Here is a 25,634-nt window from a genome sequence, read left to right on the forward strand (position 1 = left end):
CAAGCGGCGCTGAAAAGGCCGGCGGCAATGGAGACGCCGCGTGCCCCCACCCCAACCCTCCCCCAGCGGGGGAGGGAGAAATTCATGAGAGTGCCGCACATGCTGCAGAAATCCGCGCGCACGCCTCTTCGAGCTGCGCCATCGACGTCGCATACGAGATGCGGAAATACGGTGCGAGCCCGAACACGCTGCCCGGCACCACCGCCACGTCGAAGTCCTGCAGCAGGTAGCGGCAGAAGTCGCTGTCGGTCTGCAGCAGCGCGCCGCCGGCGGTGCGCTTGCCGAGCGCGCCGGCGCAACTTGCGAATGTGTAGAAGGCGCCCTCGGGCACGCGGCAGTGCAGGCCTGGCGTGCGGTTGAGCGCGGCCACAACGAAGTCGCGGCGCTGTTGAAAAGATGCACAGCGCTCGGCCACGATGCCCTGCGGCCCGGTGAGCGCCTCGATGGCGGCCGCTTGGCTCACCGACGACGGGCACGAGGTCGATTGGCTCTGCACCACCGCCATCGCCGCGATCAGCGCGCGCGGCCCGGCGCCGTAGCCCACACGCCAGCCGGTCATCGCATAGGCCTTCGACACGCCATTCACCGTGAGCGTGCGTTCGCGCAGCCGCGGCTCGACGGCCACCGGCGTTGCGAAGGCGAGGCCGTCGTAGAGGATGTGTTCATAGATGTCGTCCGCCAGCACCCAGACACCCGGGTGATCGAGCAGCACGTCGGTGATCGGCTTGAGTTGCGCCGCGCTGTAGGCCGCGCCGCTCGGGTTCGACGGCGAGTTCAAAAACAGCCAGCGCGTGCGCGGCGTGATCGCCGCCTGCAACTGCGCCGCTGTCAGGCGAAAGCCGTTCTCCTCGCCGCACGCCGCCGACACCGGCACGCCGCCGCAGATCTGCACGATGTCCGCGTAAGACGTCCAGTACGGCGCAGGCAGGATCACCTCGTCGCCCGGGTTCAGGCTCGCCATCAGCGCGTTGAAGATGACTTGCTTGGCGCCCGCGCTCACGCTGATCTCGTCGAGCGCGAAATCGAGCGCGTTGTCGCGCTTGAACTTCAGCTGCACGGCCGCCTTCATCGCCGGGCTGCCGTCGAGCACCGTGTAGCGCGTGTCGCCGCGTGCAATGGCCTGCGAGGCCGCATGCCGGATGTTCTCGGGCGTGTCGAAGTCGGGCTCGCCCGCCCCCAGCACGATCACCGGGCGGCCGGCGCGCTTGAGCGCCTGCGCGTGGTCGGTGATGCGCAGGATCTCCGAGACGTTGATGGCGCGCACACGTTGCGCCGGCGAGAACACGGCTGCGTCTGTCACTTCGCGTAGGCTTCCAGTGGCTTGTCGTTGGGTTCGAGCAGCAACTGCTTGAGCGCAGGGCTCATCGGCAGGTTGAGGCTGGTGTTCTTCGGCGGAATCGCGGCCACGAACCACTTGGTGTAGATCTTCTCGAGCTCGCCGCTCTTCATGAGCTTGCGCAGCGACTCGTCCACTGCGGTCTTGAAGGCCGGGTCGTCCTTGCGGAACAGGAGCGCGATCGGCTCGGAGCCCAGCGCGTCGCCCACGATGCGGTACGACGCCGGGCTCTTCGAGTTCGCGATGATCCCGGCGAGCAGGTTGTCGTCTAGTACGAAGGCATCGGCGCGGCCCGACTCCATCAACAAGAAGCTCTCCAGGTGGTCCTTGCCGAGCATCGTGTTGTACGAGACGTTCTGCGCGCGCTCGCGCTTGCGCAGCAGCTGCACGGCGGTGGTGCCTGTCGAGGCCGACACGTTGCGGCCCGCGAGCTGGTCGAGCGTGGTGATGCCCGAATCGACCTTGGTGGCCATGCGCACTTCGCTCACATACGTGGTGAGCGCGAAGGCCACCTGCTGCTGGCGCGCGGTGTTGTTGGTGGTGGGGCCGCAGCCGATGTCGAGCGTGCCGTTCTGCACCAGCGGAATCGTGTTCTGCGCGGTCACGGCCATGTATTCGAGCTTGGCGTTGGGCGTGATGTCTTTCAGCACGCGCTCGCAGAGCTCGACGTGGTAGCCCACGTACTTCTCGCCCGCGCCCAGCATGTAGGCCATCGGCGGTGAGGCTTCGCGCACGCCGAGCACGACCTTGCCGCTCGCCTTGATCTTGTCGAGCGTGCCACCCGTGGGAGCCTGCTGCGCGGAGGCGCTGCCGAAGACGAGCGCGAGCAGCGCTGCGGTAGCAAGGGTCTTCTTCAGTTGCTTCTTCATCTTCTCTGTCTCCTGGTAGTTTTTCTTGGGTACGCGCGGCCGCCGCCCTGCCGCTGCAGCGAGGTGCTGCGCGGCAGGAACAACGGTCCGAGGTCGATCAGTCGCCGATGTCGAAGGTCACGCCTTGAGCCAAAGGCAATGCCGTCGAGTAATTGATGGTGTTGGTCGCGCGGCGCATGTACGCCTTCCAGCTGTCCGAGCCGGCTTCGCGCCCGCCGCCGGTTTCCTTCTCGCCACCGAAGGCGCCGCCGATTTCGGCACCGCTCGGGCCGATGTTGACGTTGGCGATGCCGCAGTCCGAACCCGCGCTGGACATGAAGCGCTCGGCCTCGCGCACGTTGAGCGTGAAGATCGACGACGACAGGCCGGCGCCCACTGCGTTGTGCCATTCGATGGCTTGGTCGAGGTCGCTGTAGCGCACCACGTAGAGGATCGGCGCGAAGGTCTCGCGCAGCACCGGGCCGGTGTGCTCTTTCAGCTCGACCAGCGCGGGACGCACGTAGTAAGCGTCCTTCGTGCCGATGCCCTCGACGCGCTGCCCGCCATGCACCTTCGCGCCCGCTTCATGGCTTTCGCCCAGCGCCTTCTGCATGCCGTCGAAGGCCGCGCGGTCGATCAGCGGGCCGACCAGCGTGCCGGCCTCGCGCGGATCGCCCACCTGCACATTGCCGTAGACCTTCGCGAGCTTGGGCACCAGCTGGTCGTACACGCTGTCGTGCACGAAGAGGCGCCGCAGCGTCGTGCAACGCTGCCCGGCCGTGCCCATGGCCGAGAACGCGATGCCGCGCAGCGTGAGGTTCAGGTCGGCCGAAGGCGTGACGATGGCGGCGTTGTTGCCGCCCAGTTCGAGGATCGCGCGGGCGAAACGCGCAGCGAGCTTCGGCCCGACCTGCCGGCCCATCGCGGTGGAGCCGGTGGCCGAGAGGATCGGCACGCGGTGGTCGTCCACCAGCACTTCGCCGATGTCGCGCTGGCCCAGCAGCAAACCAAGCAGGCCTTCGGGCGCATCGCCGAAGCGGGCGATGGCGCGTTCGGCGATGGCATGCACGGCGAGCGCGGTCAGCGGCGTTTTCTCGGACGGCTTCCACACCACCGAATCGCCGCACACCAGCGCGAGTGCCGCATTCCACGACCACACGGCCACCGGGAAGTTGAAGGCCGAGATCACGCCGCACACGCCCAGCGGATGCCAGGTTTCCATCATCCGGTGCTCGGCGCGCTCGGTGGCCAGCGTGAGGCCGTAGAGCTGGCGCGAGAGGCCGACCGCGAAGTCGCAGATGTCGATCATTTCCTGCACCTCGCCCGCGCCTTCGGACGGGATCTTGCCGGCCTCCAGCGTGACGAGGCGGCCCAGGTCGCGCTTGGCGGCGCGCAGCTCTTCGCCCAGCAAACGCACCAGCTCGCCACGGCGCGGCGCCGGCACGTTGCGCCAGGCCTTGAAGGCCTCGTGCGCGCGGCCGATGGCGCCGGTGGCTTCCACCGCCGTGGTCTGCGGCACCTCTGCGATCACCTCGCCGCTGACCGGCGAACGCACCGTCAATTCGCCGCCGGTGTAGGCGGTGCGGGGCACGCCCAGGCGCTGCAGCAGTTGTTCGACTTCGGTGGGGACAGAGAGGGTGGCTTGGGCTTCAGACATGGGCGCGCTCCGGGAAGGAGGGAGAAGAAAGACAACAGGAGGCCGGGGAAATGCGGCCAATATCTGCGAATCCCGCGCGCTTGCCTAGTGAAAAAAAGGAAGGACTTGATGCGTTTGCGGAATGAACTCGGCGTCCGCTCCCTGCGCAACGGGCTGCACGCCTACGCGCGGGCCGTCGGGCGGCGTCGAATATCCGCGCCATGAAAGTCATCCACGCCCTCTACGCCGCGATCCATGCGCTGATGGCGCTCGCGTTCGCCATCGCCTCGATCGTGCTGGTCGTGATCGCCGCGCGCGCCGGCTGGGGCGCCGTGATGCAGGGCCTCGATCTTCCGGCCGCCGAAGCGATCATCGAAGCCGTGGGCCTGCTCGCAGCCGGCGTCGTAGCGCTGCAGATTTCGCAGACCGTGCTCGAGGAAGAAGTGGTCCGCGATGCCCACATCGGCGCGCCGACCCGCGTGCGCCGGTTCCTCTCGCGCTTCATGGTGGTGATCGTGGTCGCTGTCGCGGTCGAAGGGCTGGTCGCGACCTTCAAGGCGCGCGAGGCGCCCGAGCTGATGCTGCACGCCGCCGCGATGCTCGGCGCCGTCGGCCTGCTGATGGCGGGCTGGGGGATCTTCATTCGCCTGAACCGCTACGCCGAGGAGCTGGAGCCCGAGGCCATGGCAGAGGCCAAGAGCGAAGACCGCAAGCTGAAGTGATCAGGCCGGGCCGGGCGCCTCGGGCAGCGAGATCTTCTGCCCCGCCGGCGAACCCGCCAGGCTCTGGGCTGGCCGCCGCAAGGTCGCATCGAACGGGTTGATCTTCGGCCCGATGGCGGCCGCTTCCCGCTTGAGCAGTTCCACCACCGTCGGCATGCGGTCCGCATTGAGCCGGTCCGCAATCGTGCCCACGCTCAGCGCCGCCACCGCGCGCCCTTCGCGGTCGAGGATCGGCACCGCCACGCCCGCCATGCCTTCGAGCAGCCCGGTGTTGCGCCCTGCGTAGCCCTGCTGGCGCACGCGCTCGATCTCGGTGCGCAGATAGACCTCGTCGTACACGCCGTACTCGCGCACCCGTGAGAGGTTGAAACGGATCACTTCTTCCCGCTCCGCTTCCGGCAAGAAGGCCAGGATCGCGAGCGCCCCCTGCCCCACGCCCAGCGCGATGCGCCCGCCGATGTCGCCGGTGAACGAGCGGATCGGAAACGGCCCCTCGCTGCGGTCCAGGCAGATGGCGTCGAAGCCGCTGCGCGCCAACAAGAAGATGCTGTCCCCCAGGCTCGCGCACAGCCGCAGCAGCACCGGCCGGCAGATCGAGCGCAGGTCACCGGGGTTGCCCGCGCTCGCCGCGAGCGCGAAGAAATCGATTCCCAGGCGGTAGAGCTTGGTGCGCTCGTCCTGCTCGACCATGCCCTCGGCCATCAGCGCCTGCAGCAAACGGTGCGTGGTGGCTTGCGTCAGGCCCACGGACCGTGCGATCTGGGTCACGCGGCCGCCTTCGGCCTGCACCGCGCCGAGCGCGCGGATCACCGAAAAGACGCGCGGCACGCCGCTGCTGGACGCGGGCGACGCCGAAGTTGCCTCCGAAGGGGTTTCCATACCTTGCTCCTGTGGAATTCTCTGAAGCGATTTTAGGATTGATATTCCGATGAACGGAATAAATCAGAGAAAGATTCTGATTAATGGAATACCCGAGGCGTTCTGGCGCAATCGTTGCAATAGAGTGAATTGAAAGTACTCAGCGGTCCATGGCCTACACCAAGGTGTCGCACGCCATCTTTTTGCCCCACAGAAAAGGCGCTTCCATGTCATTCCTACGGCTTACCGACGTGACCAAGTTCTACGGCAGCACCCGCGCGGTGTCGGCCATGAACCTCACGGTCGAAAAGGGCGAGTTCGTCTCGCTGCTCGGCCCCTCGGGCTGCGGCAAGACGACGACGCTGCAGATGATTGCGGGCTTCGAGGCGGTCTCCAGCGGCCGCATCGAACTCGCGGGCAAGGACATCACGAACGCCAAGGCCAACACGCGGGGCCTCGGGATCGTGTTCCAGAGCTACGCGCTCTTTCCGCACATGACGGTGGCCGACAACGTGAGCTTTGGCCTGGAGATGCGCAAGATGCCCAAGGCCGAGCGCGCCGAACGCGTGAAGCAGGCGCTGGCGCTGGTGCACCTGGAGCCGCACGCCACGCGCTACCCGCGCGAGCTCTCGGGCGGCCAGCGGCAGCGCGTGGCGCTGGCCCGCGCGCTGGTGATCGAGCCGCCGGTGCTTCTGCTCGATGAACCGCTCTCCAACCTGGACGCCAAGCTGCGCGAGGAGATGCAGTTCGAGCTGCGCCAGATCCAGCGCAAGGTCGGCACCACCACGGTGATGGTCACGCACGACCAGAGCGAGGCCATGTCGATCAGCGACCGCGTGGTGGTGATGGAAGGCGGCTGCGCCACGCAGATCGACCATCCGCACCGCGTGTACGAGCACCCGAGCACGCGCTTCATCTCCACCTTCGTGGGCAAGGCCAACCTGCTGAACGGGCGCGTGACGACCTGCAGCACCGGCAGCTGCAGCGTCGAGGTCGGCCCCCTGGCGGTGCAGGTGGACGAAGACGGCTTCAAGGCCGGCGCCGCGGTGCTGATGAGCGTGCGGCCCGAAAAACTCCAGCTGGTCACTGCCGGCCGCGGCCGGCTCGACGGCACGGTGCAGGAGCGCTTCTTCCTCGGCAGCCAGTGGCTCTACCGCATCGCCACGCCCGCGGGCGACCTGATGGTGCTGAGCCCCAACGACGGCCGCGATGCGCTGGACGAGGGCAACGCCGTCGGCATCGACTGGCCCGCGCACTGCACGCGGCTCTTGCCGGCCGAGGAGGCGGTCGCGGCATGAGCGGCATCCGAAACAAGGCCGCGCCGTGGTGGCTCTCGGGGCCGGCGCTGCTGCTCTTCACCGCGCTGCTGCTGGTGCCGCTGCTGCTCACCGCGGTGCTGTCGTTCAACGTGTACGACCCGGCCACCGGGCCGAAGGCGGGCGAGTTCACGCTGGCGCACTACGCGCATGTGTTCACCGACTCTTACTACCACGGCATCTTCTGGCGCACCTTCTGGATCTCGGCGCTGGTCACGCTGATCTGCGTGGTCATCGGCGCGCCCGAAGCCTATGTGCTCAGCCGCATGCGCAACCCGTGGCGCTCGATCCTGCTGCTGGTGGTGCTCGCGCCGCTGCTGGTGTCGGTGGTGGTGCGCGCCTTCGGCTGGAGCATGCTGCTCGGGCCCGAGGGCGCGGTGAATTCGCTGCTGGGCCTCGTGGGCATCGGGCCGGTGAAGATGCTCTACACCGAGATCGCGGTGATCGTCGCGCTGGTCCACGTGATGCTGCCGTTCATGGTGATCCCGGTATGGACCTCGCTGCAGAAGCTGGATGCGGGTGTGGAGAACGCGGCGCTCTCGCTCAAGGCCTCGCAGTTCACCACGCTGCGGCGCATCGTGCTGCCGCAGGTGATGCCCGGCATTCTTTCGGGCAGCCTGATCGTGTTCGGCCTCGCGGCGAGTTCGTTCGCGATTCCGGGGTTGCTCGGCGGACGCCGCCTGAAGATGGTCGCGACGGTGGTCTACGACGAGTACCTGAGCGAACTCAACTGGCCCTTGGGCGCAGCCATCGCACTCACGCTGCTCGCCGCAAACCTCATCGTGATGCTGAGCTACAACCGCCTCGTCGAAGGCCGCTACAAGAAAGCGCTGGGCTGAGGCGATGAGCAAGAACGGCCCCATCGCCCTCGCGTTCAACGCGCTCGTCATCACCTTCATGCTGGCGCCGCTGCTGGTGGTGTGCATCGTCGCGTTCACGCCCGAGAACACGCTGACCATTCCGACCACCAGCTTCTCGCTGCGCTGGTTTGCCGCGGTGTTCGCGCACCCCGACTTCATGCAGTCGTTCTGGAACAGCCTGTGGCTCGCGCTGGCCTCGGCCACGATTGCCACGCTGCTGGCGGTGCCGGCCGGCATGGCGATCACGCGCTACGAGTTTCCGGGGCGCGACTTTCTCAATGCGCTGTTTCTCTCGCCGCTGATCATTCCGCACCTGGTGCTGGGCGTGGCGCTCTTGCGGCTGTTCGCGCTGGTGGGCGGCACGGGCAGCTTCGGCTGGCTGGTGATGGCGCATGCGCTGATCGTCACGCCCTACACGCTGCGCCTCGTGGTGGCGGCGCTCGTGGGCTTCGACCGCAGCGCGGAGCAGGCGGCACTCTCGCTGGGCGCGAGCCAGGCGACGGTGTTCCGGCGCATCACGCTGCCGATGATCCTGCCGGGCGTGACGGGCGGCTGGATGCTCGCCTTCATCAACAGCTTCGACGAAGTGACGATGTCGATCTTCGTGACCTCGCCGAGCACGGTGACGCTGCCGGTGCGCATGTACATGTATGCGACCGAGTCGATCGATCCGCTGATGGCGGCGGTCTCGGCGCTGATGGTGGCGGTGACCGCCATCGCGATGGTGATCCTCGACCGGCTCTACGGGCTGGACCGCGTGCTGGTGGGGCGCAAGTAGATGGCATCGACCGCACACCACGCACTGCTGCATCGCGTGGCCGAGACCGGCCGCGATGCCGTGGCGTTCACGCTCGACGGAGAGCCCGCGTCGGCACTCGCTGGCGACACGGTACTCACGGCCGTGCTCACGCAGGCCGGCCAACTCCGCCGCAACGAATTCAGCGACATGCCGCGCGCCGGCTTCTGCATGATGGGCGCCTGCCAGGACTGCTGGATCGCGACCGCCGAAGGCGAACGCCTGCGCGCCTGCTCGACCTTCATCGCGCCGGGCATGGCGCTGGTCACCGGGAGAAGCGGCGCATGACGACGAATGCCGGGCTTCAACCCGTGATCGTCGGCGCCGGGCCGGCCGGCGTGCGCGCGGCGGAGGCGCTGGTCGCGCACGGCCTCAAGCCCCTCGTGATCGACGAGGCTTTGCGGGCCGGCGGACAGATCTATCGACGCCCGCCCGCCAACTTCATGCAGCGCACGGCGGCCACGCTCTACGGCTTCGAGGCCTCGCGCGCGAACGCGGTACACGCGGCCTTCGACGCACTGCGCGATCGCATCGACTACCGCCCCGACAGCCTCGTGTGGAACGCGCAGGGCAACGTGCTCGACGTGCTGCATAACCCGACACGCACCACGACGCGTGTGCCGCACGGCACGCTGATCGTCGCGACGGGCGCGACCGATCGCGTGCTGCCGGTGCCGGGCTGGACCTTGCCCGGCGTCTACACGCTCGGCGGCGCGCAGGTCGCGCTCAAGTTCCAAGGTTGCGCCATCGGGCAGCGCGTGGTGTTCATGGGTACGGGGCCGCTGCTGTACCTCGTGGCGTATCAATACGCGAAGGCCGGTGCGAAGGTCGCGGCGGTGCTCGACACCGCGCGGCTCGCCGACCAGATCGCCGCGACGCCCGCGATGCTCCGCCAACCCGCCGTGTTCGCGAAGGGCGTGTACTTCGTCGCGTGGTTGCGCGCGCACGGCGTGCCGTTGCACAGCGGCGTGCGCCCGCTGCGCGTGATCGGCGACGACGAAGCCCGCCGCGTCACCGGCGTCACCTGGCACGACGGCCGCGAAGAGCGCACGCTGGCTTGCGACGCCGTCGGCTTCGGCTACGCGCTGCGCTCCGAGACGCAGCTGGCCGACCTGCTCGGCTGCCGCTTCGAGTTCGCGCCGATGCACCGCGCCCACCTGCCGGTGCGCGATGCGGCGGGCCGCGCCAGCGTCGAAGGCGTGTACCTCGCGGGCGATGGCGCCGGCATCATGGGCGCCGATGCGGCCGAGTGGGCCGGCGAGCGCGCCGCGCTCGCACTGCTCGCGGACCGCGGCGTGGCCGTCGATGCCGCGCGCGCCGTGGCACTCGAACGCAAGCTTGAAGGATTGACGGGCTTTCGCCGCGGACTGGAACGCGCCTTTCCGCTGCCGCAGGACTGGGCCGCGAACGCGCCCGACGACCTTGTCGTCTGCCGCTGCGAGAACATCACCGCCGGCACGCTGCGCGAGACCGTTCGCGTCAACGGCGCCGATGAAATGAATCGACTCAAAGCCCTGTCGCGCATCGGCATGGGTCGCTGCCAGGGCCGCATGTGCGGCGTGGCCGCCGCCGAAATCCTCGCGCACGCGACGGGTCAGCCGCTGCAGCAGGTGGGCCGTCTGCGCGGGCAGGCGCCGATCAAGCCGATCCCGATCCACCTTGCCGCGCACGCATCGACCGAAGGAGTCGACGCATGAGTTCGATCCGCACCCTTCGCACCGACGTGGCCATCGTCGGCGGCGGCATCGTCGGCTCGTCGGCCGCGCTCGCGCTGCGGCAGATGGGCATTGGCGTCGCGCTGCTGGAGCGCGACCTCTGCGGCTCGCGCTCCAGCGGCGTGAACTTCGGCGGCGTGCGGCGCCAGGGACGGCCGATGAGCCAGTTGCCGCTCGCACAACGCGCGCATCAGATCTGGGGCCGCCTGCCGTCGCTGCTCGGCACCGATGGCGAGTACCTGCGTTCGGGCCACTTCAAGATCGCGCGCAGCGAATCCGACATGGCCTCGCTCGAGCGCTACCGCGCGCAGAGCCTGGACTTCGACCTCGGGCTGGAGCTGATCTCCGCCGCGCGCCTGCGCGAGCGCTGCCCCTGGCTCGGCCCGCGCGCGGTCGGCGGCTCGCTGTGCGTGGAAGACGGGCAGGCCAACCCGCGGCTGGTGTCGCCCGCCTTCGCGCTTGCGGCGCAACGCGCGGGCGCGCAGATCTTCGAGCGCCACCCGGTCGACGAGGTGGCGCACGACGGCGCGATGTTCATGCTGCGCTCGGGCAATGTGCTCGAGGTGCATGCGCCGGTGCTGCTCAACTGCGCGGGCGCATGGGCCGGCCCGCTCGCCGCCCAGTTCGGCGAGGCGGTGCCGCTGCGTGCGAGCCATCCGGTGATGGTGGTGACCGAGCCGCTGCCGCACTTCATGGTCTGGAGCCTGGGCGTCGAGGGCGGCGGCATCTACGGCCGGCAGGTGGCGCGCGGCAACCTCGTGCTCGGCGGCGGCCGGGGCTATGCGCTCGATGCCGACCGCGCGCGCGTCGACCGCGACGCCATCGCCACGCTCGCGATGCAGGCCATCGAGCTGCTGCCCGCGCTGCGCCATGCGCACTTCATCCGCACCTGGAGCGGCACCGAGGGCAACATGCCCGACCGCCAGCCGGTGCTCGGCCCCAGCCGCACCACGCCGGGCCTGTTCCACGGCTTCGGCTTCTCGGGCGCGGGCTTCCAGATCGGCCCGGCCGCCGGCGAAGTGCTGGCCGAGCTGGTGCGCGATGGCCACAGCAGCACGCCGATCGACGCATTCGCGGTCGACCGCTCCTTCCCCGATGAAGAAGGGGAAGCCGCGGATGAAGAACAGACCCACTCCTCCCCCACTTCCGTCCCCACCCTTCCCTGAAAGGCAACCACCATGTCCCGTATCCAGAAGAAGACCTTTTCCCTTCGCCGGACCCTGCTCGGGGCAGCGGCGGTTTCGCTGCTCGCGGCAAGCGGCGCGGCGAGCGCGCAGACCAAGACGCTCTACATCGGCATGAACGGCGGCACCATGGAGAAGGCGTACACGCAGTACGTGTTCCCGGCCTTCGAGAAGCTGTACGGCGCGAAGGTGGTGGTGGTGCCGGGCACTTCGTCGGACATCCTCGCGAAGGCACAGGCCAACAAGGACCGCCCGCAGATGCATGTGATGTTTCTGGACGACGGAATCATGGTGCGCGCCATCGGCATGGGCCTGTGCCAGAAGCAGAAGCCCAACCCGTCGCTCGCCGAGATCTACCCGGCCGCGCGCTTCAAGGACGACATGGCCAGCGGCGTGAGCCTGGGCATGACGGGCCTGGCCTACAACGCGAAGATGTTCAAGGAAAAGGGCTGGGCCGCGCCCACCTCGTGGATGGACCTGGCCGACCCGAAGTTCAAGGGCAAGGTGGTGTTCCAGTCGATGTCGTCGTCCTCGTTCGGACTGCACGGCTTCCTGATGTTCAACCGCATCCAGGGCGGCAACGACAAGAACGTGGAGCCCGGCTTCAAGGCCTGGCCGAACACCATCGGACCGAACGTGCTGGAGTACATCCCGAGCTCGGCCAAGCTCTCGGAGATGGTGCAGACGGGCGAGGCGGCGATCTTCCCGCTCACGCCCACTGCGGTGGCCGCGCTCAAGGTCAAGGGCATTCCGGTCGAGTACGCGCCGCCCAAGGAAGGCGCGGTGGTGCTGATGGTGGGCCAGTGCGTGATCGCCAACAACAGCGAGCCCGAGCTGTCGCAAAAGCTCGCCGAGTTCTTGCTGAGCCCGCTCGCGCAGGCCAACGTGCTTCAGTACGGCGCGCAGATCCCGACCAACCCCAAGGCGCCGGCCGTGGGCGAAGGCGCGACGCAGGTGGCGGACATCAACAAGTGGATGAAGACGGCGATCACCATCGATTGGGAAAGCATCAACGCGAACCGCCCTGCATGGAATTCGCGCTGGAACAAGACCATCGAGAAGTAAATGATCAGGTCGCGGTCTTGCGCATCAGCACCGGCAGGCACAGCAGATAGAGCACGGCGCCGGCCAGCCACACGATGCCCGGGAAGCGCATGCGGAACGCGAAGTAGAGCGAGCTGATCAGCAGAGGGCCGACCACCGAGGCCAGGCTGGAGATGCTCGCGAGTACGCCTTGCAGCCGGCCCTGGTCGGCCTCGCCCACGCGGCGCGAGAGCATCGCCTGCAGCGCGGGCTGGCCGACGCCACCCATGCACAGGAACGGCAGCAGCGCGAGCGCCATCCAGCCCTGCGAGGCGAAGGCGATCAGCGCGTAGGCCGTGCAGTCGGAGAGGGTGCCGACCGCGATCGCCACGCGTTCGCCCCAGCGCTCGACCAGCGGACCCGCCAGGATGCCTTGCACCAGCGCATGGATCAGACCGAAGCCCGCGAGCGAAAGGCCGACCGTGGTGCCGTTCCAGGCGTAGCGGTCTTCGCCGTGAATCACCCAGGTCGTGCCGGCGACCTCGCCCACCAGCACGAGCACCAGGAAGACACCGAGGATCGGCAGCAGTGCGGGAAAGCCTGTGGCCCAGCGCAGCGACGCGAGCGGATGCAGCACGTTGCGATCAAAGGGCTTGGACGCGAGCGCCGGCGGGCGCGACTCGCGCAACACCAGCAGGCCCACGAGGAAGGTCAGCCCGTTGAGCACCGCGGCCGCAATGAAAGGCAGCCGCACGCCGTGGTCGCCGAGCACGCCGCCGATCGCCGGCCCGGCGATGAAGCCCAGGCCGAAGCAGGCGCCCATTCGGCCGAACCAGCGCGCGCGCTGGTCCGCGGGCGTGAGGTCGGCGATGGCTGCGGAAGCCACCGCCGTGCTCGCACCGGTCATGCCCGCGATTGCGCGGCCCACGAACAGCATCCACAGCGAGGGCGCGAAGGCCATGAAGAGCGCATCGATCGCAGCGCCCGCCACCGACACCAGCAGCACCGGCCGGCGGCCGAAGCGGTCGCTGAGCGCGCCGAGCACGGGCGCGCAGAGGAACTGCATCAGCGCATACAGCGAGAGAAAGGCGCCGAAGTGCCAGCCGAGATCGCCGGTGTGGCCGACCTCGCGCAGCAGGCTCGGCACGATCGGCATGACCAGGCTGATGCCGATGGCATCGAGCGTGGCGATCGCGAGGATCACGGCCTGCGCCGGGCGGCCGCTTGGGAGAAAGGAAGAAGACATGTTGAAATTTATCGTTGATAAGGAATTATCAGCGATAAATTCTGGGCTGTGAACCCCCACCCATTGGCCCTGACACGGGCACAGAGAACGGCATGAAACTGGACAGTGAAGTGATCCTCGAGGCGGCGCTCGCGCTGCTCGACGAGGTCGGCATCGACAAGCTCAGCACCCGGCTGCTGGCCGAGCGCCTCGGCGTGCAGCAGCCCGCGCTGTATTGGCATTTCAAGAACAAGCGCGCGCTGCTCGATGCGATGAGCGGCGAAATCCTGCGCCGCGCGCACGAGCGCCGGCTGCCGCTGGAGGGCGAGTCGTGGGGAGAGTTCCTGCGCGAGAACGCGCGCAGCTTCCGCCGTGCGCTGCTGGCACGGCGCGACGGTGCGCGCCTGCATGCGGGCACCGAGCCCGACCCGGGCGACCTGGAAATGGTGGAGGCCCAGCTTGCAGCCGTGGTCAACCGGGGCTTGCCGGCAACAGATGCGATGGCGTTGATGATCGCGCTGGGCCGCTACACCGTGGGCTGCGTGCTGGAGGAACAGGCGGCGCCCGACGACGCGCCAGCGCGCCAGCAGACGCTCGATGCCGCCGCGGCATCGCGGCCCCTGCTGGCCGAGGCGTTCGCCAGCTACCGCAAGGCCGGTCCCGATGCGATGTTCGACATCGGCGTGGACCTCATGATCGAAGGCGCGAAGGCGCGCCTTGCGAACATGGAAAGCGACGAGCCCAAGGCCGCGCGGCGCAAGCCCGCAGCGCGCCGCTGAAGCTCAGCGGTTGGCTTCGACGATCCAGCCCGCGGCCTTCTCGGCCATCATCAAGGTCGGGCTGTTCGTGTTGCCGCTCGTGATGGTGGGCATCGCGCCCGCATCCACCACGCGCAGGCCCTGGATGCCGCGCACGCGCAGCTTCGCATCGAGCACTGCCATCGGGTCGCCGTCGGCGCCCATCTTCGTGGTGCCCACCGGATGGAAGATGGTGGTCGCGATGTCGCCGGCCAGGCGCGCGAGATCTTCGTCGCTCTGGTACTGCACGCCGGGCTTCCACTCCTCGGGCTTGTACTTGGCGAGCGCGGGCTGCGCGGCGATGCGGCGCGTCACGCGCAGCGAATCGGCGGCCACCTTGCGGTCTTCATCCGTGCTCAGGTAGTTGGGCGCGATGGCCGGCGCATCTTCGAAGCGCTTGCTCTTGATGCGCACCGAGCCCCGACTCGTCGGGTTGAGGTTGCACACGCTCGCGGTGAAAGCCGGAAAGCTGTGGAGCGGATCGCCGAAGGCATCGAGCGAGAGCGGCTGCACGTGGTATTCGAGGTTCGGCCATTCGTAGGCGTCGGAGCTGCGCGTGAAGGCGCCCAGCTGCGACGGCGCCATGCTCATCGGGCCGCTGCGCTTCCACAGGTATTCGAGACCGATCTTCGCCTTGCCAAGCATCGACGATGCGAGCACGTTGAGCGTAGGCGCGCCATCGATCTTGTAGACCGCGCGGATCTGCAGATGGTCTTGCAGGTTGGCGCCGACGCCGGGCGCATCGAGCACCACGTCGATGCCGTGCTGGCGCAGCAACTCGGCCGGGCCGACGCCCGAGAGCTGCAGGATCTGCGGCGAGCCGATGGCGCCCGCGCAGAGGATCACTTCGCGCTCGGCATGCGCGGTGCTCATCTCGCTGCCGTTCCACACCTCGGCGCCGGTGCAGCGCTTCGTGCCGTCGGGCTGCGTCTCGAAAAGAAGGCGCGAGACCTGTGCGCCGGTCCACAGCTCGAAGTTGGGGCGGCCGTAGCAGGTGGGCCGCAGGAACGCCTTGGCCGTGTTCCAGCGCCAGCCGTTCTTCTGGTTGACCTGGAAGTAGCCCACGCCTTCGTTGCTGCCGCGGTTGAAGTCGGTGGTGTGCGGCACGCCGGCCTGCACCGCCGCTTCGGCGAACGCATCGAGGATGTCCCAGCGCAGGCGCTGTTTCTCGACGCGCCATTCGCCGCCCGCGCCGTGCATCTCGTCGGCGCCGAGGTAGAAATCTTCATGCTTCTTGAACGCCGGCAGCACGTTCTGCCAGCGCCAGTCGTCGTCGCCGGTGAGCTGGGCCCACTGGTCGTAGTCGCGCGACTGGCCGCGCATGTAGATCATCCCGTTGATGCTCGAGCACCCGCCCAGCGTCTTGCCGCGCGGATAGCGCAGCGTGCGGCCGTTGAGGCCCGCATCGGGCTCGGTGTTGTAGAGCCAGTCGGTGCGCGGGTTGCCGATGCAGTAGAGATACCCGACTGGAATGTGAATCCAGTGGTAGTCGTCCTTGCGGCCGGCCTCGATGAGCAGCACGCGCTTGGTCTTGTCGGCGCAGAGGCGGTTGGCGATCAGCGAACCGGCAGTGCCTGCGCCAATGATGATGTAGTCGAAGGTGGTGTCGCTCAACGGTGTCTCCAATCTGGTTGTTCTTTTCTGGGGCGCGCGATGTTCCCCCGCACCCATGTCTTGCCAGTGCTCCCGAGGAACCGGCTTTGCCGGGCCGCCGGGAGCGCCCCCTCGAGGGGGGATGCGAGCGACACGAAGTGCGCGAGAGTCGGGGGTGGGCCTACTTTGCCGTCGGCATGACGAACTCGGCACCCTTGCCGATGCTCTCGGGCCAGCGCTGCATGATCGACTTCTGCTTGGTATAGAAGCGCACGCCCTCTTCGCCATACGCGTGCATGTCGCCGAACAGGCTCTTCTTCCAGCCGCCGAAACCGTGCCACGCCATCGGCACCGGAATCGGCACGTTGATGCCCACCATGCCCACCTGGATGCGCCGGCTGAACTCGCGCGCCACGTTGCCGTCGCGGGTGAAGCAGCTCACGCCATTGCCGAACTCGTGGGCGTTGATGAGGTCCACCGCGTCCTTGAAGTTCTCGACGCGCACGCAGCTGAGCACCGGGCCGAAGATTTCTTCCTTGTAGATGCGCATCTCGGGCGTGACGTGGTCGAACAGCGTGCCGCCCATCCAGAAACCGTCGCCGCAGCCTTCGCCCGCCACGCTGCCGTCGAACGAGCGACCATCGACCAGGAGCTTCGCGCCTTCCTTCTCGCCTTGCGCGATGTAGCCGGTGATGCGCTCGTGCGCCGCGCGCGTGACGATCGGGCCCATCTCGGCCGCGAGGTTGGTGCCGTTCAAGACCTTCAGCGTCTTCGTGCGCTCGATGAGCTTCGGAATCACCTTGTCCGCCACATCGCCCACCAGCACCGCGACGCTGATCGCCATGCAGCGCTCGCCGGCCGAGCCGTAGCCCGCGCCGATCAACGCATCCACCGTCTGGTCGATGTCGGCGTCGGGCATGACCACCATGTGGTTCTTCGCACCGCCCAAGGCTTGCACGCGCTTGCCGTGGTGGGCGCCGGTTTCGTAGATGTAGTTGGCAATGGGCGTGGAGCCCACGAAGCTGATGGCCTTGACGTCGGGATGTTCCAGCAGCGCATCGACCGCCGCCTTGTCGCCCTGCACGACGTTGAACACGCCGTCGGGCAGGCCGGCCTGCTTGAACAGTTCGGCGATCAGCAGCGACGGGCTCGGGTCGGTCGGGCTGGGCTTGAGCACGAAGGTGTTGCCCGCGGCAATGGCCACCGGGAACATCCACATCGGCACCATCACCGGGAAGTTGAAGGGCGTGATGCCGGCGACCACGCCCAGGGGCTGGCGCAGCGTCCAGTTGTCGATGCCGGTGCTCACCTGGTCGGTGAAGTCGCCCTTGAGCAGTTGCGGGATGCCGCAGGCGAATTCGACGATGTCGATGCCGCGGCTGACCTCGCCCTGCGCGTCGGTGAAGACCTTGCCGTGCTCGGCGGTGATGAGGTGGGCGAGCTCGTCCTTGTGCTCGTTGAGCAGCTGCAGGAACTTGAACATCACGCGCGCCCGGCGGATCGGCGGGGTGTCGGCCCAGGCCGGGAAGGCGGCTTGCGCGGCGGCCACGGCGGCCGAGACCTGCGCGGCGTCGGCGAGGCCGACCTTGCCGGTGACGGCGCCGGTGGCGGGGTTCGTCACGTCCTGCGTGCGGCCCGAGGTGTTGGCGGCCGGCAGGCCGGCGATGTGGTGATCGATATTTCTGATATTCATGGACATGTTGGGGTCTCCTTGGGGGCAATTTGGCCTGTTCCTCGAAGGAAAGGCCAATGAATTCGGCGCCACGGGCTTATAAATCGGACTTATATGACTACCGCCGCCATGGACCTCCAGATTTTGCGCGCCTTCGTTCTCGCAGCGAAGGAAGGCAACGTCTCCCGCGCCGCCGAGCGGCTGCACCTCACGCAGCCCGCGGTGAGCCTGCAGCTCAAGCGCTTTGCCGAGGAAACCGGGCTCGTGCTCTTCACGCGCACGCCGCACGGGCTGGCGCTCACGGCCGACGGCGCGGCGATGCTGCCGCAGGCCGAGCGGGTGCTGGCCGCCGTGGGCGACCTGCAGCAGGCGGCGCGCAAGCTGCAGGGCACGGTGCGCGGGGCGCTGCGCATCGGCACCATCCTCGATCCGGAGTTCACGCGCCTGGGCGTGTTCCTGCGCGAGCTGGTCGAGGCCGCGCCGCAGATCGAGACCGAGCTGCGCCACGGCATGAGCGGCAGCGTGCTGGCACAGGTGCTGCGCGGCGACCTGGATGTGGGGTTTCACCTCGACCCCGGCGACGACGACCAGACCGCGACAACGCCTGCGCTCTCGGTCCGCACCCTCACCCGCTTCACCTACCGCGTGGTCGCGCCCGCCGGCTGGGGCCCGCAGGTGCAGGGCCGCGACTGGAAAGCGCTGGCCGCGTTGCCCTGGCTCGCGACGCCGCCCGAGTCGGCGCACCACCGGCTGCTGGAGCGCGTGTTCGCGCCGCTCGGCCTCGCGCCGCGGCGGGTGGCCATGGTCGACCAGGAGGCGTCGATGCTCGACCTGCTGAAGTCGGGCATTGGCCTCAGCCTCGTGCGCGACTCGATTGCGATCCGCGAATGCCAGGCCCACGGCCTTGCCATGGCCGACCGGGTGCAGCTCGATTGCGCCCTGCGTTTCGTCTCGCTCGCATCACGGCGCGACGAACCGGTGATCGCGAGCGCCTGGGACGCGCTGGCCAAGGCCTGGAACTGAAGAAAAGCTGAAAAAACGGCGCTCCGCCCTACGCCAATGAGGGGTCTGGAGCACATGGGTGCGGGATGCACCCGGTTACGATGCGCGCGTCCCCCAAAACCGGCTATTTGTTTACTTTCTGCTCATCCGTCCCATGCCTTCCGCCACCCCGACTGCCGACGCCCAAGCCGCCGACAGCGTGTGGCCGCGTGTCGCGCAGCAGGAGCAGGAAGGCCGCCAATGGACGGTGGCCACCGGCCGCTGGACCGCGCTGGGCATGTCGTCGTTTCCCGCCTGGCAGGCGCTCTCCAAAAGCCTGGAAGCGGCGCCGACCGCGAACGACCGTGCCTGGGACCTGCGCCCCATCGAACAACTCGACCACATCGGCGCGCAGCTCCTGTGGGAGCACTGGCGCCACGAATGGCCCGCCACGCTGGAGATGGAAGCGCAGCACAAGGCGGTGCTCGACCAGGTGGCGCAATACACCGTCGCCACGCCGGACGAGCCGCCCAAGACGCTGGCCGACCGAATCCGCACCTTCTCGCACAACGGGCCGCGCGCGATGGTCGTGGCGCGCGACTTCGTCGGCCTCATCGGCCAGCTCGCGCTCGACGTCGGCCGGCTGATCCGCGCACCGCACCGCGGGCCGTGGCGCGATTTCTCGGGGCATCTCTACCAGTTCGGCGCAACGGCGCTGCACATCACGGCGCTGGTCGGGCTGCTGATCGGTGTGGTGCTGGCCTACCTGATCTCGCAGCAGTTGCGCAACTACGGCGCCGAGGCCTTCGTGGTCAACATCCTCGGGCTCTCGCTGGTGCGCGAGCTCGGGCCGGTGCTGGCCGCGGTGCTGATCGCCGGGCGCTCGGGCTCGGCCATCACCGCGCAGATCGGCGTGATGCGGGTGACCGAAGAGCTCGACGCGATGCGCGTCATGGGCATCCCGCACGGCTTTCGCCTGGTGATGCCGCGCGTGCTGGCGCTGGCGATCGCGATGCCGCTCATCAGCCTCTGGACCTCGATGGCGGCGCTGCTGGGCGGCATGCTCGCGGCCGACGCGGCGCTCGACATTTCGCCGGCCTACTTCCTGTCTGCATTGCCGCGCGCGGTGCCGATCGCGAACCTCTGGCTCGCGATGGCCAAGTCGGCGGTGTTCGGCATCCTGATCGCGCTGATCGGCTGCTACTTCGGCATGAAGGTCAAGCCCAACACCGAGAGCCTGGGGCGCGGCACCACCTCGTCGGTGGTGACCTCGATCACCGCAGTGATCCTGGTGGACGCGTTGTTCGCGGTGCTGTTCAAGGGCATAGGGTTCCGCGGATGAACGCCGCAACCACCACCCGCGACGACCCCACCGTGGTCGACATCCGCAAGCTCTGGACGGTGTTCAAGAGCGCCGACGGCGAGCAGGTGGTGCACCGCAACCTGGACATGCACATCGACCGCGGCGAGGTGCTCTCGCTGGTGGGCGGCTCGGGCACCGGCAAGACGGTGCTGCTGCGCCAGATCCTCGGGCTGGAGAAGCCGACGCAGGGCGTGGTCGAGGTGCTGGGCCAGCAGCCGGGCGAGCTCAGCGCCTCGGGCGCGGCCAACGTCGGCATGCTGTTCCAGCACGGGGCGCTGTTCTCCGCCTTCAGCGTGCTGGAGAACATTGCGTTTCCGCTGCGTGAATTGAAGCTGCTGCCCGACGAGCTGATCCGCCACGCGGCGCTCGTGAAGCTGCAGATGGTGGGCCTCGAACCGCGGCACGCCAACATGAGCCCGTCGGACCTGTCGGGCGGCATGATCAAGCGCGTGGCGCTGGCGCGCGCGCTCATCATGGACCCGCCGCTGCTGCTGCTCGACGAACCCACGGCGGGACTGGACCCCGAGGCCTCCGACAGCTTCTGCAATTTGCTGCGCGGCCTGCACCGCGAGCTGGGCCTGACGGTGGTGATGGTCACGCACGACCTGGACACGCTGTTCGACCTGAGCACCCGCATCGCGGTGCTGGCCGACCAGAAAGTCATCGTGAGCGGCACGGCGCGCGAGGTCATCGCCTACCCGCATCCGTTCATCCACGAATACTTTCTGGGAGGGCGCGGTCAGCGCGCCCTGGAGGCGCTGCATGACCAGCCAGCCACAGAACAACACGCGCCGCGGCCCGAAGCCGCACCGCGCTGAAAGGTAGGTAGCCACCATGGAAAACAAGGCCCATGCCCTCGCCGCCGGCGCCTTCGTGCTCGGCCTCCTGGCCGTGCTCGTCGGGCTGGTGATCTGGTTCACGCGCGACAACACCGTGCGCAACGTCTACGAGCTCTCCACCCGCGACGCGGTCAGCGGCCTGCAGCCGCAGGCGATGGTGCGCTACCGCGGCATCGCGGTCGGCAAGGTGGCGTCGATCGACTTCGATCCCAAGGTCAAGGGCAACGTGCGCGTGCGCATCACGGTCGATCAGCGCGTGCCGCTCACCACCTCCAGCTTTGCCACGCTGAGCTACCAGGGCGTGACGGGCCTGGCCTTCATCGCGCTGGACGACAAGGGCGAATCGAACGTCTCGCTCAAGCCCAACGACGACGATCCGCCGCGCATTCCGCTCAAGCCCTCGATGCTTGCGCAGCTGCAGGACCGCGGCGAGGCCATCATCAACCAGGTCGAGGAAGTGACCAAGCGCGCCAACCAGTTGCTGAGCGATCCGAACCAGAAGCGCGCGGCCGATGCGCTGGAGAACATCGCCGCCGCCTCGGCCAGCGCCAACACGCTGCTCAAGACGCTCGACACCACGGTGAAGACCGGCCTGAACCCGACGCTGGCCGCGATGCCCGAGACGCTGGGCACGGTGAAGAAGGCGGCCGGCGACGTCTCGCGCGTGGCCAACAACTTCAACACCACCGTGGGCCGGCTGAACGCACCCGACGGGCCGGTCGAGCGGCTGAGCGATGGAACGAAGGCGCTCGCGCAGGCGGTCGATTCGTTCAATGCCGCCACGCTGCCGCGCGTGAACCGCGTGGCCGACGACACCTCGCACGCGGTGCGCCGGCTGGGCCGCGCGGCGGACAGCATCAACGACAACCCGCAGTCGCTGCTGTTCGGCAACGGCGGCGCCGCGGCGGGGCCGGGCGAGCCGGGTTTCTCCGCGCCGGCCGCGCGCCCTTGATCGAAGGTGACGAGCATGAAGACAACCACCCCCCATTCCATTGCCACGGTTCTCGCCGGCATCGGCCTTGCGGCACTGGTCGCCGGCTGCGGCGCGCTGCCCGACAAGCCGGCGCGCACGACGCTGTATGACTTCGGCCCCGGCCTTGCAGCCACGACGCCGGCCGCCGGCGCGCCCGCACCGGCGGCGCTGCCGACGCTCGCGCTGGCCGAGATCGATGCCAACACGCGCCTCGACGGCACGCAGATCCTCTACCGCCTCGGCTACGCGGACGCCAACGAACTGCGCCCCTATGGCCAGTCGCGCTGGAGCCAGGCGCCCGCGCAGTTGCTGCGCCAGCGGCTGCGCGACACGCTCGCCGAGCGCCGCACCGTGCTCGGCCCGGAAGAGAGCGCCACCATCGCCCGCAGCAAGGGCGAGGTGCCCGACACGCTGCGCATCTCGCTGGACGAGTTCAGCCATTACTTCGATTCGGCCAGCAGCAGCGCGGGCCTCGTGCGGCTGCGCGCCACGCTGATTCGCGGCACCACCGGCGGCGACCGCGTGCTGGGCCAGAAGACCTTCACGGTGCGCCGCCCCGCGCCCAGCGCCGACGCGCCCGGCGGCGTGAAGGCGCTCGCGGCCGCCAGCGACGCGGCCGTGGCCGAGGTCGCGCAATGGATGGATCAGCTGCAGCAGCAACAGCCCCGGCAGTAAGCTCGGGGCCGTTCGCACAGCCCAACCACCGAGAGGAGACCCGCCCCATGAACGTCACACGCATCGTCGGCATCCTGTTGATCGTGGCGGGCATCGCCGCGCTGGGCTTGGGCGGCTTCAGCTTCACCAAGGAAACCCACCAGGCCAAGCTCGGCCCGCTGGAGTTCTCGGTGAAGGAGAAGCAGACCGTCAACTTCCCCGCCTGGGCCAGCGTGGCCGCCATCGTGGTGGGCGGGGCACTGGTGTTGTTGGGCGGCAAGAAGGGCTGAGCGCCCGCCCGCGCATCGCCATGGCCGACGCCGGCGACAGCAACGACAACGTCTTCACGCCGCTGGATGGCGGCTGCACCTGCGGGGAAGTGCGCTACCGCATGACGGCCCCGCCGCTGTTCGTGCATTGCTGCCACTGCCGCTGGTGCCAGCGGGAAACGGGATCGTCCTTCGCGCTCAATGCACTGATCGAACCCGCGCAGCTGCAGATGCCGCAAGGCACGGTCGACTTCGTGCTGACGCCCTCGGCCAGCGGACGCGGCCAGAAATACGCACGCTGCCCGCGCTGTCACGTCGCCCTGTGGAGCCACTACGCAGGCGCCGGCGACGCCGTGTGCTTCGTGCGCGTGGGCACGCTCGACACGCCCGACCGCCTGCCGCCGGACCTGCACATCTTCACGATGTCCAAGCAGCCGTGGGTGGTGCTGCCGCCCGGCACGCCGGCGGTGCACGAGTACTACGAGCGGAAGGACCACTGGCCAGCGGCGAGTCTTGCGCGCTGGCGTGCATTGCGGGGTTAGCAATAAGAAGGAGGCTGGGGCGGCGCCAGGCCAGCCTCCATGCAATCCGTCACGGTGCCTGCGCTGCAATGGTGGCCGGAACATTTCTCCTCGTTCCTGCGCCACGGAGGCCTTCGCACAATGCGCCCTCCTTCATTTCTGGCGCACTTCCATGAGCTCTCTTCAGATCATCCAAGACCACGACAAATGGCGCAAAGGCACCGGCGGCGCGCCCGCGGGGCTGGCGGGCGAAAGCGACGGCAATGTCTACGTGGGCCTCGATCTCGGCCTGATCACCTTCACGTCCAGCACCTTCAACGGCAGCCGCTTCGGCTCCACCAGCTTCGTGGACGCCGCCTGGACGGCGTGCCGCTTCACCGGCTGCTCGTTCAGCCAGTGCGACATGCAGCGCATCAGGATCAGCGGCTGTTCATTCGTGGGCTGCACCTTCGCCGCATCGCAACTCAAGGCCAGCACCTTCAGCGACTGCACGCTCAGTCACTGCAACCTGATCTCGCTGAATTTCGATGCGAGCCACTGGTCGCAGGTCAAGCTGCTGGATTGCCGGGGCCAGCAGGTGAACGCCGTCGACCTGGTCGGCGAGCAGGTTGATTTCACGGGCAGCCGATTCGAAGACATGCAGTTCACCAACGCGCGCATCAACTGACAGAGAAGTGGTGCAGCCCTAACTGCCCAGCCCCGCCAGCAGACGCGGCAACAGGTCTTCAGAAGTCCCGCGCAACACCACTGCCGCCGAATCGTCCAGGTGCGGCAGCGGCTCCAGGTTCAGCGTGATGAGTCGGCTGCCGTGCGCCATCGCGAGCTCGGGCAGTTCGGCCGCCGGATAGACGATGGTCGTGCTGCCGACCACCATGAAGAGGTCCGATTCCTGCGCCGCCACCTGCGCCTCGAGCAGCACGCCGGGGTTGAGCATCTCGCCGAACATCACCACGTCGGGCCGTGCGTGCGAGCCGCAGCGCAGGCACCGGTGAAAGGGCCAGGGGCCGCTGCGGTTGCCGCAGTGGTCGCAGCGCCAGCGGCGCAGCGACCCATGCAGTTCGAGCACGTCGAGTCCGCCCGCCTGGGTCAGCAAGCCGTCGACGTTCTGCGTGACCAGCCGCGTCGCCGGGCGCAGCCGCTGCAACTGCGCGAGCGCCCGGTGGCCCGGGTTGGGCAGGGCCGATTCGACGACCGACATGCGCTGGCCCCAGAACTTCGTGAAGCCCGAGGGGTCGCGCTTGAGGTCTTCGGCGTGGGAGAACTGCAGGGCGTTCTGGCTTTTCCAGAGCCCGTCCGCATCGCGGTAGGTCGGGATGCCCGAGGCGCGGGACAAACCAGCGCCCGAGAAGACGACGATGCGCCGGGCGTCGCGCAGCAGCGCGATGGCGGATGCTAGCGGGGAAGAAGAGGCTGTGTCTGTGGCGTCGGGTCGCGTCATCGCTCTGTTTTTCGGATATCGGAAGGTCCCGCGACGGGCGCGCCAAGTCGCTGCGACACGGTGCCCGCGCAGGCCTTGAGTGCACGCGAGAGTTCGCCGTCCCACGCGGTGTTGAAGATGCCGGCCGGGCCGATGGCGGTCACGGCCAGCACGATGGCGCCGGTGTGGTCGAACACCGGCGCGGCCATGGCGCTCACGCCCACGATCACCTCGCCGTCGGAGCGGCTGATGCCGTGTTCGCGCACTTCTTTCAACTGGCGCTCGAAGTCGCTCCACGAGGGCAGCGGCTGCACCGGCGGCATGCCGGCGGGGGCGGCGGACTCGGCGGCTGCGCCCTTGCGCGGCTTCTGGCGCTGGCGCTGGCGCTCTTCCTCGAGCAGTTGCCGCACCGCGTCGGCATCGAGGTAGGCCGCGAAGATGCGGCCCGAGGCCGTGTTGGTCAGCGAGAACACCGTGCCGTGCCGCATGTTCACGTGCACCGGCGACGGCGATTCGGCCGTGCGCACGATGGTCGCGCCGCGCGCCCCCCACACCGCCAGCGCCACCGTGTGGCCGATCTGCTGCGCCAGCGGGCTGAGCAGCGGGGTGGCGATGTGCACCGGGTCGGCCTGCTGCAGGCTGATGAGCCCCAGTTGCAAGGCCAGCGGACCGAGCAGATAGTGGCCGCTGGCGCGGTCCTGCTCGATCAGCCCGAGCCGCCCGAAGCTCACCATGTAGGGGTGGGCCTTGGCGGGCGTCATGTCGGCCTCGCGCGCCAGGTCTTTCAGCGCCATCGGCCGGCCGTGGTGCACCAGCGCACGCAACAGCTGGCCGCCGACCTCGATGCTCTGGATGCCGCGCTGGGCGGCGCGGTCGGTCTCGGGGGTGTCGCTGGAGTCCTTGGTCACCTGGGTCGCGGGCCAGCCGCTGGTTCGTTCATGAAGAAGGGATTAGACATTAACTGATCTGCGGCTTACACTGCGGAAATTCGTTATCCGCGAATTCGTTCGCCCTAAACGAATTCCAACAAGTCGCT

26 protein-coding genes are annotated in these 25,634 nt (G+C 68.4%); 17 read left to right on the forward strand and 9 right to left on the reverse strand.

The features are described 5' to 3' along the window. Positions 1-82 precede the first annotated feature (82 nt). The 3 genes from NU688_RS29295 to NU688_RS29305 all read right to left on the reverse strand — a co-directional run bounded on the left by NU688_RS29295 (position 83) and on the right by NU688_RS29305 (position 3,841). Positions 83-1,300, reverse strand: coding sequence for a pyridoxal phosphate-dependent aminotransferase (locus NU688_RS29295; protein WP_257864346.1), 1,218 nt, complete (start codon positions 1,298-1,300; stop codon positions 83-85). Then, on the reverse strand, positions 1,297-2,205 hold the full coding sequence (locus NU688_RS29300) for an amino acid ABC transporter substrate-binding protein (protein ID WP_257864347.1): 909 nt from the start codon (positions 2,203-2,205) through the stop codon (positions 1,297-1,299). Before NU688_RS29300 ends, NU688_RS29295 begins: the two co-directional genes overlap by 4 nt. 97 nt (positions 2,206-2,302) lie before the next feature. Next, the gene (locus NU688_RS29305; RefSeq protein WP_257864348.1) at positions 2,303-3,841 is read right to left on the reverse strand and encodes an aldehyde dehydrogenase family protein; all 1,539 of its coding nucleotides are present in this window, start codon (positions 3,839-3,841) and stop codon (positions 2,303-2,305) included. 200 nt (positions 3,842-4,041) lie between these two features. Between NU688_RS29305 and NU688_RS29310 the strand changes: the two genes are divergently transcribed. Beyond that, a complete protein-coding gene (locus NU688_RS29310; protein WP_257864349.1) occupies positions 4,042-4,542 on the forward strand; it encodes a hypothetical protein in 501 nt (166 codons plus the stop codon). Here the strand turns inward: NU688_RS29310 and NU688_RS29315 are convergent, their stop codons facing one another. After that, positions 4,543-5,421: an IclR family transcriptional regulator gene (locus tag NU688_RS29315; RefSeq protein WP_257864350.1), complete on the reverse strand. Its 879-nt coding sequence runs from the start codon at positions 5,419-5,421 to the stop codon at positions 4,543-4,545. A gap of 206 nt (positions 5,422-5,627) precedes the next feature. Here NU688_RS29315 and NU688_RS29320 point away from each other — a divergent pair, with 206 nt between their 5' ends. Genes NU688_RS29320 through NU688_RS29350 form a run of 7 tightly spaced genes read left to right on the forward strand, consistent with a single transcriptional unit; the run spans position 5,628 to position 12,336 of the window. After that, a complete protein-coding gene (locus NU688_RS29320; RefSeq protein ID WP_257864351.1) occupies positions 5,628-6,698 on the forward strand; it encodes an ABC transporter ATP-binding protein in 1,071 nt (356 codons plus the stop codon). Beyond that, positions 6,695-7,555 carry an ABC transporter permease gene (locus NU688_RS29325; protein ID WP_257864352.1) on the forward strand — a complete coding sequence of 287 codons (861 nt, stop codon included), beginning with the start codon at positions 6,695-6,697 and terminating at the stop codon, positions 7,553-7,555. Before NU688_RS29320 ends, NU688_RS29325 begins: the two co-directional genes overlap by 4 nt. Positions 7,556-7,559: 4 nt before the next feature. Beyond that, the gene (locus tag NU688_RS29330; protein WP_257864353.1) at positions 7,560-8,354 is read left to right on the forward strand and encodes an ABC transporter permease; all 795 of its coding nucleotides are present in this window, start codon (positions 7,560-7,562) and stop codon (positions 8,352-8,354) included. Then, positions 8,355-8,660 carry a (2Fe-2S)-binding protein gene (locus NU688_RS29335; RefSeq protein WP_257864354.1) on the forward strand — a complete coding sequence of 102 codons (306 nt, stop codon included), beginning with the start codon at positions 8,355-8,357 and terminating at the stop codon, positions 8,658-8,660. It abuts the gene before it with no gap. Continuing rightward, positions 8,657-10,069, forward strand: coding sequence for an NAD(P)/FAD-dependent oxidoreductase (locus tag NU688_RS29340; protein ID WP_257864355.1), 1,413 nt, complete (start codon positions 8,657-8,659; stop codon positions 10,067-10,069). The genes NU688_RS29335 and NU688_RS29340 overlap by 4 nt, the downstream gene beginning before the upstream one ends. Next, positions 10,066-11,253 carry an FAD-binding oxidoreductase gene (locus NU688_RS29345; protein WP_257864356.1) on the forward strand — a complete coding sequence of 396 codons (1,188 nt, stop codon included), beginning with the start codon at positions 10,066-10,068 and terminating at the stop codon, positions 11,251-11,253. The genes NU688_RS29340 and NU688_RS29345 overlap by 4 nt, the downstream gene beginning before the upstream one ends. Positions 11,254-11,265: 12 nt before the next feature. After that, complete coding sequence (locus tag NU688_RS29350; RefSeq protein ID WP_257864357.1) at positions 11,266-12,336, forward strand: ABC transporter substrate-binding protein; 1,071 nt, start codon at positions 11,266-11,268, stop codon at positions 12,334-12,336. A 4-nt stretch (positions 12,337-12,340) separates the two neighbouring features. On the opposite strand, the gene tet is transcribed toward NU688_RS29350, so the two are convergent. Beyond that, positions 12,341-13,540, reverse strand: coding sequence for a Tet(A)/Tet(B)/Tet(C) family tetracycline efflux MFS transporter (tet, locus tag NU688_RS29355; RefSeq protein ID WP_257864358.1), 1,200 nt, complete (start codon positions 13,538-13,540; stop codon positions 12,341-12,343). Positions 13,541-13,632: 92 nt separating this feature from the next. Here tet and tetR point away from each other — a divergent pair, with 92 nt between their 5' ends. Then, positions 13,633-14,298: a tetracycline resistance transcriptional repressor TetR gene (gene tetR, locus NU688_RS29360; protein WP_257864359.1), complete on the forward strand. Its 666-nt coding sequence runs from the start codon at positions 13,633-13,635 to the stop codon at positions 14,296-14,298. A gap of 3 nt (positions 14,299-14,301) precedes the next feature. Here the strand turns inward: tetR and NU688_RS29365 are convergent, their stop codons facing one another. Together NU688_RS29365 and NU688_RS29370 are read right to left on the reverse strand one after the other, a co-directional pair. Beyond that, positions 14,302-15,930, reverse strand: a complete 1,629-nt coding sequence (locus NU688_RS29365) for a GMC family oxidoreductase (protein WP_257864360.1) — start codon at positions 15,928-15,930, stop codon at positions 14,302-14,304. A gap of 160 nt (positions 15,931-16,090) precedes the next feature. Beyond that, positions 16,091-17,608: a CoA-acylating methylmalonate-semialdehyde dehydrogenase gene (locus NU688_RS29370; RefSeq protein WP_308340341.1), complete on the reverse strand. Its 1,518-nt coding sequence runs from the start codon at positions 17,606-17,608 to the stop codon at positions 16,091-16,093. Between the two features lie 87 nt (positions 17,609-17,695). Here NU688_RS29370 and NU688_RS29375 point away from each other — a divergent pair, with 87 nt between their 5' ends. From NU688_RS29375 to NU688_RS29410, 8 genes are all read left to right on the forward strand, one after another. Beyond that, entirely contained in the window at positions 17,696-18,604 is a 909-nt protein-coding gene (locus NU688_RS29375) for a LysR family transcriptional regulator (protein ID WP_257864361.1), read from the forward strand. Positions 18,605-18,737: 133 nt separating this feature from the next. Further along, the gene (locus tag NU688_RS29380) at positions 18,738-19,904 is read left to right on the forward strand and encodes an ABC transporter permease (RefSeq protein WP_257864362.1); all 1,167 of its coding nucleotides are present in this window, start codon (positions 18,738-18,740) and stop codon (positions 19,902-19,904) included. After that, on the forward strand, positions 19,901-20,743 hold the full coding sequence (locus NU688_RS29385; protein ID WP_257864363.1) for an ABC transporter ATP-binding protein: 843 nt from the start codon (positions 19,901-19,903) through the stop codon (positions 20,741-20,743). Before NU688_RS29380 ends, NU688_RS29385 begins: the two co-directional genes overlap by 4 nt. Before the next feature lie 16 nt (positions 20,744-20,759). After that, the gene (locus NU688_RS29390) at positions 20,760-21,716 is read left to right on the forward strand and encodes an MlaD family protein (protein WP_257864364.1); all 957 of its coding nucleotides are present in this window, start codon (positions 20,760-20,762) and stop codon (positions 21,714-21,716) included. 15 nt (positions 21,717-21,731) lie between these two features. Continuing rightward, positions 21,732-22,412, forward strand: a complete 681-nt coding sequence (locus NU688_RS29395) for a PqiC family protein (RefSeq protein ID WP_257864365.1) — start codon at positions 21,732-21,734, stop codon at positions 22,410-22,412. Between the two features lie 47 nt (positions 22,413-22,459). Beyond that, on the forward strand, positions 22,460-22,681 hold the full coding sequence (locus NU688_RS29400) for a hypothetical protein (RefSeq protein ID WP_257864366.1): 222 nt from the start codon (positions 22,460-22,462) through the stop codon (positions 22,679-22,681). A 20-nt stretch (positions 22,682-22,701) separates the two neighbouring features. After that, a complete protein-coding gene (locus NU688_RS29405) occupies positions 22,702-23,202 on the forward strand; it encodes a GFA family protein (protein ID WP_257864367.1) in 501 nt (166 codons plus the stop codon). Positions 23,203-23,353: 151 nt separating this feature from the next. Then, positions 23,354-23,848, forward strand: coding sequence for a pentapeptide repeat-containing protein (locus NU688_RS29410; RefSeq protein ID WP_257864368.1), 495 nt, complete (start codon positions 23,354-23,356; stop codon positions 23,846-23,848). A gap of 18 nt (positions 23,849-23,866) precedes the next feature. On the opposite strand, the gene NU688_RS29415 is transcribed toward NU688_RS29410, so the two are convergent. Beyond that, positions 23,867-24,619 (reverse strand): Sir2 family NAD-dependent protein deacetylase, encoded by a 753-nt coding sequence (locus NU688_RS29415; RefSeq protein ID WP_257864369.1) that lies wholly within the window; start codon positions 24,617-24,619, stop codon positions 23,867-23,869. Next, positions 24,616-25,506 carry an IclR family transcriptional regulator gene (locus tag NU688_RS29420; protein ID WP_257864370.1) on the reverse strand — a complete coding sequence of 297 codons (891 nt, stop codon included), beginning with the start codon at positions 25,504-25,506 and terminating at the stop codon, positions 24,616-24,618. The genes NU688_RS29415 and NU688_RS29420 overlap by 4 nt, the downstream gene beginning before the upstream one ends. Positions 25,507-25,634 lie beyond the last annotated feature (128 nt).

The sequence above is a fragment of the Variovorax sp. ZS18.2.2 genome (genome assembly GCF_024701975.1).
Lineage (GTDB): Bacteria > Pseudomonadota > Gammaproteobacteria > Burkholderiales > Burkholderiaceae_C > Variovorax.

Coding starts and splice junctions, on each gene's coding strand:
- NU688_RS29315 (WP_257864350.1), bottom strand. CDS start 5,421: ATGGAAACCCCTTCGGAGGCAACTTCGGCGTCGCCCGCGTCCAGCAGC.
- NU688_RS29350 (WP_257864357.1), top strand. CDS start 11,266: ATGTCCCGTATCCAGAAGAAGACCTTTTCCCTTCGCCGGACCCTGCTC.
- tet (WP_257864358.1), bottom strand. CDS start 13,540: ATGTCTTCTTCCTTTCTCCCAAGCGGCCGCCCGGCGCAGGCCGTGATC.
- NU688_RS29300 (WP_257864347.1), bottom strand. CDS start 2,205: ATGAAGAAGCAACTGAAGAAGACCCTTGCTACCGCAGCGCTGCTCGCG.
- NU688_RS29345 (WP_257864356.1), top strand. CDS start 10,066: ATGAGTTCGATCCGCACCCTTCGCACCGACGTGGCCATCGTCGGCGGC.
- tetR (WP_257864359.1), top strand. CDS start 13,633: ATGAAACTGGACAGTGAAGTGATCCTCGAGGCGGCGCTCGCGCTGCTC.
- NU688_RS29335 (WP_257864354.1), top strand. CDS start 8,355: ATGGCATCGACCGCACACCACGCACTGCTGCATCGCGTGGCCGAGACC.
- NU688_RS29400 (WP_257864366.1), top strand. CDS start 22,460: ATGAACGTCACACGCATCGTCGGCATCCTGTTGATCGTGGCGGGCATC.
- NU688_RS29340 (WP_257864355.1), top strand. CDS start 8,657: ATGACGACGAATGCCGGGCTTCAACCCGTGATCGTCGGCGCCGGGCCG.
- NU688_RS29370 (WP_308340341.1), bottom strand. CDS start 17,608: ATGTCCATGAATATCAGAAATATCGATCACCACATCGCCGGCCTGCCG.
- NU688_RS29325 (WP_257864352.1), top strand. CDS start 6,695: ATGAGCGGCATCCGAAACAAGGCCGCGCCGTGGTGGCTCTCGGGGCCG.
- NU688_RS29305 (WP_257864348.1), bottom strand. CDS start 3,841: ATGTCTGAAGCCCAAGCCACCCTCTCTGTCCCCACCGAAGTCGAACAA.
- NU688_RS29390 (WP_257864364.1), top strand. CDS start 20,760: ATGGAAAACAAGGCCCATGCCCTCGCCGCCGGCGCCTTCGTGCTCGGC.
- NU688_RS29385 (WP_257864363.1), top strand. CDS start 19,901: ATGAACGCCGCAACCACCACCCGCGACGACCCCACCGTGGTCGACATC.
- NU688_RS29330 (WP_257864353.1), top strand. CDS start 7,560: ATGAGCAAGAACGGCCCCATCGCCCTCGCGTTCAACGCGCTCGTCATC.
- NU688_RS29310 (WP_257864349.1), top strand. CDS start 4,042: ATGAAAGTCATCCACGCCCTCTACGCCGCGATCCATGCGCTGATGGCG.
- NU688_RS29410 (WP_257864368.1), top strand. CDS start 23,354: ATGAGCTCTCTTCAGATCATCCAAGACCACGACAAATGGCGCAAAGGC.
- NU688_RS29415 (WP_257864369.1), bottom strand. CDS start 24,619: ATGACGCGACCCGACGCCACAGACACAGCCTCTTCTTCCCCGCTAGCA.
- NU688_RS29380 (WP_257864362.1), top strand. CDS start 18,738: ATGCCTTCCGCCACCCCGACTGCCGACGCCCAAGCCGCCGACAGCGTG.
- NU688_RS29405 (WP_257864367.1), top strand. CDS start 22,702: ATGGCCGACGCCGGCGACAGCAACGACAACGTCTTCACGCCGCTGGAT.
- NU688_RS29395 (WP_257864365.1), top strand. CDS start 21,732: ATGAAGACAACCACCCCCCATTCCATTGCCACGGTTCTCGCCGGCATC.
- NU688_RS29320 (WP_257864351.1), top strand. CDS start 5,628: ATGTCATTCCTACGGCTTACCGACGTGACCAAGTTCTACGGCAGCACC.
- NU688_RS29375 (WP_257864361.1), top strand. CDS start 17,696: ATGACTACCGCCGCCATGGACCTCCAGATTTTGCGCGCCTTCGTTCTC.